The organism is Chryseobacterium sp., from assembly GCF_019236175.1.
In the GTDB taxonomy this organism is placed as follows: Bacteria; Bacteroidota; Bacteroidia; order Flavobacteriales; family Weeksellaceae; genus Chryseobacterium.
On the sequence record NZ_JAFAJM010000019.1, the window covers coordinates 426353 to 439478 of the forward strand.

Sequence of the window (13126 nt, forward strand, 5' to 3'; positions counted from 1 at the left end):
CGGGATTTTTTTATGGAATTTACGTCTCAATATGAACGTTGTGTAACGTGAATTTTAAATATTCAACAATTACATAATAATCTGAATTTCAAAGAATTTTTTTATGCAAAAAATCAATTTTTAATACTTAAATTTGCGGCCCTTATAATAACGCATGAAAAAATTTCTACTAGCTATTTGTACTTTTCTTTGTTTATTCGTTAATGCACAATTAGATACTGAGCACTGGTTTGCTCCTATGTCTGCAAGTGATCTTCAGGGAACCCCTGAAGGCTATCTGTATCTGTCAACCAACGAAACCACTCCTTTCTCCGTACAGGTTTATAATAACAATGCTGTATTTTCCAATGTACAGGTAAGTAAAGGAAACCCTGTAAGGGTAACGGTTCCGAACAATTATATGATCGCCTCTTCATTATCAAGCCTGTTCAGAGCTACTTCTATGGGACTCTATGTAAAAGGCAGTAAAAAATTCTTTGCCAGTTACAGATTTGCAGTTCCGAATCAGGCAGAAATTATTACTTCAAAAGGATTAGCCGGAATCGGGAAAAACTTTTTTGTAGGCGTAGCACCAGTAACATCTGCCAAACCTTATGTAAATGCTACCATAGGAATCACCGCTACTGAAGATAATACTACAGTAACTTTGTCCGGATATAATCCTAATGTTGTTTTTTCAGACGGTATTTCGGCTACTACAAGAACGTTTACTCTGAATAAGGGTAAATCATATATTATTGAAGCGGTAAGTTCTACAGCTTCAGCCAATCTAACAGGATTAATAGGAGCCAAACTTACAGCCACAAAACCTATATCCGTAACCAATGGAAATTTTAACAGTATTTATACAACCCAGAATAGTACCAATGTAGACATTGTAATGGATCAGTCTGTTCCTGTGGAAAGACTGGGAAAAGATTTTGTGATGGTAAAAGGAAACGGCCCTGCCAATTCAGGAATGGAAGCTGCTTTAGTAGTGGCTACAGCTAACAATACCAAACTTACCGTCAACGGAAACGTGCTCAACAGCGTTACTCTTAATACGGGACAATATTATATTGTACAGGGAACCAACTATATCAACCAGGGGAATGGTAATTATAACATGAGTATTTCGGCTAATAATAATGTTTATATCTATCAGCTTCTGGCAGGAACTTCCGGAAGTACGGTTTATGCGACAGGTGGTATGAATTTTATCCCGCCACTAAGCTGCTTTTTACCCAAAGAAATCAATGAAATCGGTTTTATCGATAAAATCGGAAATACATCTTACGGAACCAAACTTAATATTATTACCCAGACCGGTGCTTCGGTAACCTATAACGGAAACCCTATCATCGCCGCTAACGGACCTTATCCTGTAACCGGAAATCCTAACTGGGTAACTTATTCTATTCCCAGTGTAACAGGTAATGCAACTATAGCCTCCAACAAACCCGTAACCGCAGGAATAGCCGCAGGAAACGGTGCTGTAGGATACGGAGGATATTTCGCAGGATTCTCTTCTGTTCCGGCGATTACAAAAACAGGTGACTGCTATGCAGGAGTCCGCCTTGAAGTAGACAACAGCTATGATGCTTATCAGTGGTATTTTAACGGAGTTCAGATTCCCGGTGCTACTTCTTATTTCATTAATCCGGAATTATACGGAGCGGGAATTTTCACATGCTATATCACCAAAAACAACTGTGAATCAAGAATGACCTCAGAATATGATTATACAGTATGCCCACCTATTACAACAACTACATACCCTATAGGATCATGTAATACAAAGACAATTGCTCCCGCATTTACCAGTTCAGCCCAAACCATAGATCCTGCCTACACCAGTATTATTGCACCACCTGCCTATGGTACAGCAACCGTAAATCCTGCAACAGGGCAAATTACTTATACTCCCAACACAGGTCTTACGACTGATACTACGGATACTTTTATTTATTATATTCAGGGAACCGGAAGCCCGGCTTCTTTTGAATACTTTAAAATTGTAATGGATATTAAAGTTCTTCAGACCAATAATACTTCTTTATCTTCCTGTGCGGCTAATAACGGGAACGGAACCTTTAATCTGACAACAGCCTCCCTTACTACCGAGCCAGGAATCAGCATTACTTATTTTACCAATGCTAACTTAACAGGCCAGATCACTAATCCTGCAGCATATTCTGCTCCGCCGGGAATAGTATATGCCAATGTAACATCATCATACGGATGTTCTAAAACAGCAATGATTACTTTAACGACTACGCCTTCACCTAATATCAACACTAATAACTTTAATGCTAATATCTGTGATGATAATTTTGATGGAATTGTCAGCGTTAACTTTACTAATGTAACTTCGCAAATCGTTACCAACCCAGCCAACTTCAATGTTAGATATTATCTTAACCAGGCAGATGCTAACGCAGGAAACGGAAATACATTACCTGCCAACTGGACTTATACGGCAAGCACAACCGTATATGTAAGAGTAGCTGCCATTACGGGAGACTGCCCTCCGGCTATGGGACAGATTAACTTTACGATCGGAAATAAAATTCCACTGATTACAAATGATGTAAAAGCTGAAATCTGTGACAATGACCTTAACGGATCTGAAGCCGTTAATCTCAATGACTATAAAACATTATTTACCACAGATCCTGGAGTCATTTTATCATTCCACATTTCACTGGCTGATGCTCAGGCAGGAATAAACCCTATTGCAGCAAACCAGATTCTTACCTCTGTAAAAGTCATTTATATCAGGTTTCAAAGTAACACATCATGTCCTAATACAGGAGTTTTAACACTTTCTCTAAAATCGCCCAAAAGATCCGGGAGCCTTCGTGATCAGGTAATTTGTTCAAGTGAAAAAGTTATTTTAGATGCAGGACCCGGGTTTTCTTCCTATTTATGGAGTAACGGAGCAACAACACAAACCACGAGCGTAGGTGCAGGGACCTATTTTGTAGATCTTGGATTCAATGGATGCGTATACCGTCAGACTGTTACTGTTTCAACTGCAGAAGCTCCAACCATTACAAGAATTGATGTTGTTAATGCTACGGCAACGGTTTATGTAACAGGAGGAACGGCCCCATACAGGTATTCACTCAATGGTATTGATTATCAGACCTCTAATGTGTTTACCGGGTTATCAAGAGGAATTCATACCATGTATGTGTTAGGATCAGACGGATGTAGTCCTGTGATTAAAGAATTTCTGGTTCTTAATCTGGTGAATGCCATTACCCCTAATGGTGACGGTATCAACGATGTTCTTAATTATACGGATTTAAGAATAAAACAAAATGTGAGTATTGAAGTAGCAGACCGATACGGAGCCCAGATTTATAAATCATCTGATAAAAATTATATATGGGATGGAAAGGCCAACGGCAGAAACCTTCCAACCGGAACTTATTGGTATGTTCTTAAATGGATAGAGCCTGATACAAAATTACCAGTTTCGCATTCCGGCTGGATTTTAATTAAGAATCGAGAGTAATTGTTAATAATTACTTAATTTTCATTAACAATATTTCATTTTTTATTTTAATTTTGTAGAAATCCTAATTCCATACACATGAAAAGATTTTTACTCAGCTTTGTATTAATTTTTTTGACTATTAATACACTCTTTGCCCAAAGAGACACTGAGCATTGGTTTGCTCCAATGGCAGCAAACGCATCAGCCCTTTCCTCCCCGCAGCAGGCATTATACTTTTCTACGGATTCAACAGTTCCTTTTCCTGTAGAAATATATAGTAATAATGCGCTATTGGGCACGGTAACAATAAGCAAGGGTAATCCTCAGGTCTACTCTATCAACACTGAGTATATGATTACCTCCAACCTTAATGAAAAGTTTGTGTCAGTAGGCAAAGGTCTTTATACCAAAGGTTCTAAACCCTATTTCGTAAACTTTAGATTCAGTGTTTCCAGCCATGGAGAAATATTAACCTCCAAAGGGAAAGCCGGTATTGGAAAGAAGTTCTATGCAGCAGCAACTCCAATGACCGGACAAACGATCAGTTTCCTCAACTTCACCACCGGAATTTTAGCCACAGAAGATAATACGACTGTAACCGTTTCAGGATATGCTGCTGGTGTTCAGTTTTCAAATAGTACCAGCGGAACGACCAATCCAACAATGACTTTTACCCTAAACAAAGGAAAAGCATATATTATTGAAGGGCTTCAAAATACAGGAGCAAATGCCAGTGGATTTATTGGGGCAAAAATAGTTTCCGATAAACCGATTTCTGTTACCAATGGAAACTTTAATGGCCAGTTTGCATTACCCAACCTTAAAGGAAGCGGCTCTGATATTGTAATGGATCAATCTGTACCTACCGACAGACTAGGAAATGAATTTGTTCTGGTAAAAGGAAACGGTGGTATAACCGATGGAGATGAAGACGCCTTGATTATTGCCACAGAAGACAATACCGAGGTATTTGTAAACGGATCCACAACGCCTATCGCCACACTGAATGAAGGGCAATGGGTTCGTGCATGTGAAGGCCCCAATGCAACCTTTGTAAATAAATATATCGACCAGGGGAACGGCCATTATAATATGCACATAAAAGCGACAAAAAATGTCTATGTTTACCAGCTTTTAGCAGGTATTGACAATTATACAGCTACAGAAGGCTACAATTATGTTCCGCCATTGAACTGCTTCCTTCCAAGAAAGATTGATGAAATCTCTATGGTTAATATTCTACCTCCGACGATTAATACAGTAAAATTAAATATCCTTACAGAAACAGGAGCTGTTGTTACGGTAAATAATAATCCCCTTCCTACTACACAGGGACCTTATCCTGTTACAGGAACTAACGCCTGGGTGTCTTATTCTGTTCCTAATATAACAGGGAATGTTACTGTCGGATCTACCAAAGCAGTTACTGCCGGTATTGCAGGAGGAAGTGGCGCCGTAGGGTATGGTGGATATTTCGCAGGTTTCTCTTCAATTCCTGTTATTGCAAGACAAACCGGAGAATGTGTTCCGGGTATTATTCTTGAATTGGATGACGGCTATGAAACTTATCAATGGTTCCGAAACGGAGTTGCTATAGGCGGAGCAACAGCTAATACTTATACTCCGACACAATCCGGAAACTATACTGTGAAAGTGACAATGGGAACATGCCCGCCGGTTACTACCCCTATCTATAAAGTACAAACCTGTTTAAAACAGACGACACAAACATTGAACGCCTGTTCCACGAAGGTGATTACTCCTGCTTTTACGTCTTCTACACAAACGCCTGCTCCCGGAACAGTAGTAATCCTGACTCCCCCTGCTCAGGGTACAGCCGTGATCAATCCTGCTACAGGCCAGATTACTTATACCCCTAATGCAGGTTACCTTGGACCAGACACTATCGTGTATAAATTCTGTGGTGCCGCTACTGAATTTATAGATTGTGAGCAAATCACTTTAAAACTTACCGTAGTTCCTTTCATTGTACAGGATGCTACGATTACAGCATGTTGGTACGATGTAGACCCTTATGCCTATTTTGATCTTACTAAAGCTAAAGTAACCGATTATACTTCTGTTGTTAAAAAATATTATCGTACACTTGCTGACCTTAATGCAGGAATTAATGAGATCACAACACCGGATAAATTCCCGTCAACAGGAGGAATTGTATATGTAAAAATAACAACAACGGAAGGTTGTACCGCCAATGCAAAAATCACTTTAACTCCACTACCTATTAAGAAATCTCCTATCCTTATAGATCAGTATATTTGTATGGATGCCAAAACAAATCTTGATGCAGGACCGGGATATGATTCATATGTATGGAATACCGGAGCCACTACTTCCGGAATCAGAAACATTGGTGTTGGAGAATATTCTGTCATTCTTGGTAAAAACGGATGTTTCCTGACACAAATTGTACACGTCAGAAAGGTGGAAGATCCGGTTATCCAACAGATTGAACTTAACAATAACACAGCAACAGTAATAGTAAATGGAGGAAAAACACCTTATAAATATGCTGTAGACGGAACTGTTAACTGGCAGGACTCCAATGTATTCACCGGGTTAACAAGAGGGCAGCATACCTTCTATGTAAAAGATGCTTACGACTGTACTCCTGTAGCTGTTGAAATTACAGTTCCTAATTTATTAAATGCTATTACGCCTAATGGTGATAATGTAAATGATTATATAGATTACAGTGAGCTGGGTTATAAAGAGAACCTTACGTTCTCAGTATACGACAGATACGGAAATTCAATCTTCACAGGAAATAAGTTTAACAACTACAAATGGGACGGAAAGCATTTTGATAAAAAAGTTCCAACCGGAACCTACTGGTACCATATTACCTGGAATGAGTCTAATAAACAAAAAACTCCCATAAAATACACAGGATGGATCCTTGTAAAAAATAGAGAATAATTCATTTCAAATATATTTTTGTAAACCACGATTAAGTAATCGTGGTTTATTTTATTAATATATCAATCATTCTGTGAAAATATTTTCAAAACTAATCAATTATTCTGCTATTTTTGTAAAAATCTAATCCAACGTCTATGAAGAAAACTCTATCCGTTTTTCTGTTGTTATTTTTGGCGGTTCAAATGCTTTTTGCCCAAAGAGACACAGAACATTGGTTTGCCCCTATGGCAGCCAGAGCAAGCAAGCTCTATGATCCTAAACAGGCTTTATATTTTTCTACCGATTCCACAACACCATTTCCTGTAGAAATTTATAGTAATAATACATTATTGGCTACCGTTACGATCAGCAAAGGAGCACCACAAACATTTGATGTGCCATTAAACAGAATGGTAGCCAGTACTACCGGAGAACTTTTCAGCCCTGGAAATAAAGGCTTATACCTAAAGGGAACCAAACCATTCTTTGCAACCTACCGATTTTCTGTAAGCAGCCATGGTGAAATATTAACTTCAAAAGGAAAAGCAGGGATCGGAAAAAAATTCTATGCCGTTACCGCACCTATTGAAGAATCTGACAGCGGATATAATTTTACTGCCGGTATTTTAGCCACAGAAGACAATACAAAGGTTACGGTTTCCAATTACAACGCCAATGTCGTCTTTACGAACGGATGGACAGGAGCAAGCAACCCTACCCTTACTTTTACCCTTAATAAAGGACAGTCTTATATTATTGAAGGAGTAGGTGATCAGAATGCGAATAAAGAAGGATTCATAGGAGCAAAAATTGAATCAGACAAACCTGTTTCTGTGACCAACGGAAACTTTAACGGACAGTTTGCTATACCTGCAACCGGTTATTGGGATGGTTCCGATATTATTATGGACCAATCTGTGCCGGTAGACCGTTTAGGAAACGAATTCGTAGTGGTAAAAGGTAACGGAAATATTGCCAAAAGAATGGAAGATGCATTAATCGTTGCCACTGAAAGCGGAACTCAGGTATTCATTAACAACGCTACTGCGCCTGTTGTTACTCTTGATGAAGGAGAAAGCTACAGAGTGAATAAAGCAAGTAACACTAATTATATTAACCAGGGGAACAACCACTACAACATGTACATCAGAACTACAAAAAATGTATATGTATATCAGTTAATGGCAGGTATTGCTGATAGTAATGCAACTCTTGGATTCAATTATATACCGCCGTTGAATTGTTATCTTCCGAGAAAAATTGACGAGATAGGAAAAATCAAAGATTTACCTTATTATACAACCCTTACCAGTCATATTGTAAAACTGAATATTCTTACTGAAACCGGAGCAGCCGTTACAGTAAACGGAGCGGCCTTACCTGCTTCACAGGGACCATATCCTGTAAGCGGCACCAACAACTGGGTATCCTATTCTATTCCCGATATCACCGGAAACGTTACCATAACTTCTACAAAAGCTGTAACTGCAGGTATTTCAGGAGGAAGTGGTGTTGTTGGATATGGTGGTTATTTTGCAGGGTTTTCATCTATTCCTGTAATCGCAAAACAAACCGGAGACTGTATTCCAGGCCTTGTTCTGGAAGTAGGTGACAGCTTTGATACATACCAGTGGTTTAAAGACAACACCCCTATTCCAGGAGCAAATTCAAATTCATATACCCCTGTTCAGTCCGGTAATTACACCGTAAGAATCACCGTTGGATCGTGTACTCCAGTTATTACACCGGTTTACAAAGTATACACATGTCTTACTAAAACTACCAAAGATGATACAGTATGTGGTGTGGTAAAACAAATTGTGCCGACATTTACAAACTCTACACAAGCAGTAGTTCCCGGTACGGTAACTATCCTTACACAACCAACACATGGTACCGCAATCATTGACCCTGTAACCGGAGTAATAAGCTATGCCCCTACTTTCGGATATGCAGGCCCGGATACTATTGTTTATAAATTCTGCGGAAACAATCCTGATTTTACAGATTGTGAAGAAGTAACACTCAACTTAACGGTTTCTGAGAGCCCTATCGTTAATAATGCCGGATTAAGAACCTGTTTTATTGAATCTAATCCTGCAACAGGTTTATTTAACCTGACAAATGCTCTGGTTACCACACAGAATAATATTACTAAAACCTATTTCCCTTCTCTTGCTGACGCTAATGCAGGAACCAATGAAATATTAAATCCGTTAACTTATATCGCTCCTAATGGCGTGGTATATGTAAAAGTAACTAATGCTAACGGATGTTTTAGCGTTGCAGAAGTAACTCTTACTGTGTTGCCTCCTGTAAAATCCGATATTCTAGCAGATAAAATAATCTGTATGGAAGGCAAAACGACTCTTGATGCAGGCCCAGGATTTAAAGGTTACCTGTGGAGCACCGGAGCTACCACTCAGGTAATCCAGAATGTAGGTGTAGGAACTTATTGGGTAAAACTTAAAACAGGAGACTGTGTAACCACACAAACCGTAAAAGTATATGCATCAGAACAGCCGGTAATTACTAATATTGATATTGCCAGTACTACCATCACCGTAAATGTAATAGGCGGAACCCCTCCGTACAAATACTCTATTGACAACTTAAACTGGCAGGAATCTAATGTATTTACTAATTTACCTAGAGGAAATGTAAGCGTATACGTAAAAGATGATTACAATTGTACCCCTATCAAAGTAGATCTTACAATTCCTAATCTGATTAATGTAATTACCCCTAATGACGACGGAGTAAACGATGCTATCGACTATTCTGCATTAGCCAACAAAAACAATCTGGTCATTAATATCTTTGACAGATACGGAGCTAAAATTTATCAGGCTGATAAATCCAACGGATATAAGTGGAACGGAACAATTGACGGTAACAAAAGAGTCCCTACAGGAAACTATTGGTATGAAGTAGGCTGGACTGAACCCAACAACAAACAAACCAATGTAAAATATTCAGGCTGGATTTTAGTAAAAAACAGAGAATAATACTACCTGATAACATTTTCAAAACCACGATTTTACAATCGTGGTTTTTTTATTATCTTTCTAACGATTTAATACTTTTTATTATTAAATTTGTGATAAAGACTAATACTGAATGAAGAAAATTCTATCTTTTTTATTTATATTTTATATTTTCACCTTTACCTTTGCTCAATTAGACAGAGAGCACTGGTTTGCTCCGATGGTAGACCGGACCGGAAATCCTAACCCCTATCAGAAAATCTATTTGTCCACCAACAGAACAACTCCTTTTCCGGTTAGTATTTACAATAATAATATACTGATCGGGACAGTAAATATCAGCAAGAACAATCCTCAGAAATTTGATGTTCTGCGATCCTATATTATTACCACCCTTCAGACTGACCTGTTTACTCCCACTACTAAAGGGCTTTACTTAAAAGCAGAATTTCCATTCTATGCCAATCTAAGGTTTTCGGTGTATAACCACGCAGAAATCATTACCTCAAAAGGGATTCCTTCTACCGGAAAAAATTTCTATGCAGCCTCTGCTCCTATTTCAGTCAGCAATACCATTCTGGATTTTATGACCAGCGTACTCGCCACTGAAGACAACACAATCGTTACGATCACCGGATACAGCCCGCTTGTTCAGTTTTCAAACGGAACTACAGGAACCAGTACTCCTTTTATGACCTTTACTTTAAACAAGGGCCAGTCTTATATCATTGATGGTATTGGAGATCTTTCAGGAAACTTCGACGGATTTATCGGTGCCAAAATTACCGCCAATAAACCAATCAATGTAACCAACGGAAATTTTAACGGGCAATATGCAGGTGACTACCCCTCAAGCTCTGACATCTTAATGGATCAGGCTGTTCCTGTAGACAGGCTTGGGAATGAATTTGCCCTGGTAAAGGGTAATGGCACCCCCGGAACCAATATGGAAGGCGCTGTAGTAATTGCCACTGAAGACAATACCCAGATTTTTGTAAATAATGAAATTCTGCCTTTAGCAACAATCAACGCAGGAAAGTATTTCGTAATTCCCGACAATAAATATATGTTGCAGGGAACTGCAGGACATTATAATTTATATGTCAAAACATCTAAAAATGCTTATATATATCAAATACTGGCAGGAAGTTCCAATGCTCAGGATCAGGTAGCAACGGGCGGATTTAATTTTATTCCCGCGCTCAATTGTTATTTACCCAAACAAATCAATGAAATCGGATTTATTGATGAAAATTTTGTTTACTCAAACGGAAACCCTTCCGGTATTCTGAATATTCCCACCAAATTAAATCTCATCACTGAAAGAGGGGCCGTCGTAACTGTAAATGGTAACTTCCCCCCTGCGTCTGCAGGACCTTATGATATGACAGGAACAAATAACTGGGTAACCTATGGAATTCCTAATGTTACCGGTACGATTACCATAGTTTCTGATAAAGCAATTACAGGAGGGATTACTGCAGGAAGTGATGCTATCGGCTACGGAGGTTTTTTTGCCGGATTTCCTACCCAGCCTGTCATCCTGAAATCAGGAGGAAACTGTATTCCTGGTATTGTCCTCACCGTAGATCCTATTATTTATGATACCTATCAATGGTACAGGAATGGAATCATTATTACCAATGCCACAGGATCATCCATCACGCCTACAACTCCGGGCTACTACACCTGTTCTGTAACCATGGGGCGCTGTGCCCCTTTAGTAACGGCACAGTATAAAGTTGTAAACTGTACAAAACTAAGTACAGCTACCTACAATACATGTACAGATAAAACCATTACCCCGGCTTTTAGCAACTCAACACAAACACCGGTTCCTTCTACCGTAGCCATTACAACACCTCCCGCTCTGGGAACTGCCGTTATAAATCCCGCTACCGGAGTGATTACTTATACGGTGAATACTCCAGGGACCGTAGGAACTGATACTTTTACTTATTCTTTCTGTGGGAATGACCCCGATTTTCCGGATTGTGAAACAATAACAGTAACCATCAATATCCAGTCTTTAACGGTAACAGATGCTTCTTTAAGTGTTTGTGATATCAACGGACAGGGGACATTTAATCTGCCCATCGCCAATGTGACTTCCAATTCACCCGTTACCATAACCTACTACCCCAGCCTAGCCGATGCACAAACAGAAAATCCTGCAACACTCATTAACAACCCGAATACATATAATGCATTAAACGGAACCATTGTATATGCTGTTATAAAAAACAATATTGGCTGTAAAAGTATTGCGAAAATCACCCTTAAACTTTTTAATAAAGCTGTAATAGTAGATAACTATAACGGAGCTTTTTGTGACGATAATCTGGATGGCACCGTCACAGTCGTTCTTTCCAATATAACAAATATTGTTTTAAATAATCCTGCTTATTTTACGAATGTAAGATATTATGCTAATCTGGCTGATGCCAATGCAGGAAATACCAATACGCTTCCCAATAACTGGAGCTACACTACTGCAACTACAATTTATATCAGAGTAGACTCACCGGATGGCTGTACACCGGTTATCAAACCTTTACAATTCAGCATCGGAGCCCGCATACAATTATTAACAACATCTGCGAATCAAGATGTCTGTGATGATAATTTAGATGGAATAAAATCCGTTAATTTATCGCAATACATGGCATTGTTCACTACAGATCCAAACGTCACTTTTACATTTTATGCCAATCTTTCTGATGCACAGAATGGAAGTAATCCGGTTTCTGCAGGAGCTAATATTACCAATTCTCAAACATTTTATATACGCTTTGAAAAAAACGGAGTATGCCCTGAAGTAGCTTCTATTAAGATCACCATTAAAGTTCCTAAAAAATCAGATCTGTTAAAAGATCAGGTAGTATGTCCTAAAATGACAACCACATTAGACGCAGGTCCAGGTTTTGACACCTATTTATGGAGCACAGGAGCCACTACACATTCTATCACCAATGTTAGTGTAGGTGCATACTGGGTAGATCTTACCCATAATGGCTGTGTATACAGACAATATATCAATGTAACGGAAATACCTTTACCTGTTATTTCTTCTATTGAAATTGACGGAACAACGGTAAAAATTGGAGTCACAGGAGGAACTCCGCCTTATGAATATTCTCTGGACGGAGTGATATGGCAGAGTTCAAATGTATTTCAGAATGTAACCCGAGGAGCTCATACCGTTTTTGTAAGAGATTCTAAGCTTTGTGGTGAAGTTAAAAAACAATTTGCCATCATAAACCTTATCAACACCATTACTCCCAACGGAGATGGGTATAATGAGGGAATCAACTATTCCGCGCTAATGGCCAATGAAAATCTTGAGTTCAGAATCTTTGACCGGTATGGAGCTGAAGTTTTCAGAGGAAATCCTGAAAACAGATATACGTGGGACGGAAGAGTTGGCGGGAGATATGTACCCACCGCAACTTATTGGTATTTCATCAGCTGGACAGAATATGGTTCCACGCTCAGTATGAAGTTTTCCAGCTGGCTTCTGGTAAAACACAGATAGACCTTTGTCTGAAATAAAAAAGAGTCCTGACGAAATACTCTATTTCCATTTGAACTCTCTTTTATCAGGACTTTTTTATCTTTATTAAAAAGACAATATTTTTAATTAATTTATAAACTTCTTAGTCCGAATTTCAGATGAGTCACAAGTTTATAACACTCATTAACAATTTACTATTAAAGTTTAATATAACTTTAA

The 13126-nt window shown here is 38.7% G+C and carries 4 protein-coding genes; all 4 read left to right on the forward strand.

All coding sequences use genetic code 11. From position 1 onward, the window contains the following. Window positions 1-154 precede the first annotated feature (154 nt). The 4 genes from JO178_RS18160 to JO178_RS18175 all read left to right on the forward strand — a co-directional run bounded on the left by JO178_RS18160 (window position 155) and on the right by JO178_RS18175 (window position 12928). Window positions 155-3502: a T9SS type B sorting domain-containing protein gene (locus JO178_RS18160; protein ID WP_291938815.1), complete on the forward strand. Its 3348-nt coding sequence runs from the start codon at window positions 155-157 to the stop codon at window positions 3500-3502. A gap of 78 nt (window positions 3503-3580) precedes the next feature. Continuing rightward, window positions 3581-6424, forward strand: coding sequence for a gliding motility-associated C-terminal domain-containing protein (locus JO178_RS18165; protein ID WP_291938817.1), 2844 nt, complete (start codon window positions 3581-3583; stop codon window positions 6422-6424). A gap of 137 nt (window positions 6425-6561) precedes the next feature. After that, window positions 6562-9414 (forward strand): T9SS type B sorting domain-containing protein, encoded by a 2853-nt coding sequence (locus tag JO178_RS18170; RefSeq protein WP_291938819.1) that lies wholly within the window; start codon window positions 6562-6564, stop codon window positions 9412-9414. A 112-nt stretch (window positions 9415-9526) separates the two neighbouring features. Then, window positions 9527-12928, forward strand: a complete 3402-nt coding sequence (locus tag JO178_RS18175; protein WP_291938822.1) for a T9SS type B sorting domain-containing protein — start codon at window positions 9527-9529, stop codon at window positions 12926-12928. The last annotated feature ends 198 nt before the right edge of the window (window positions 12929-13126 follow it).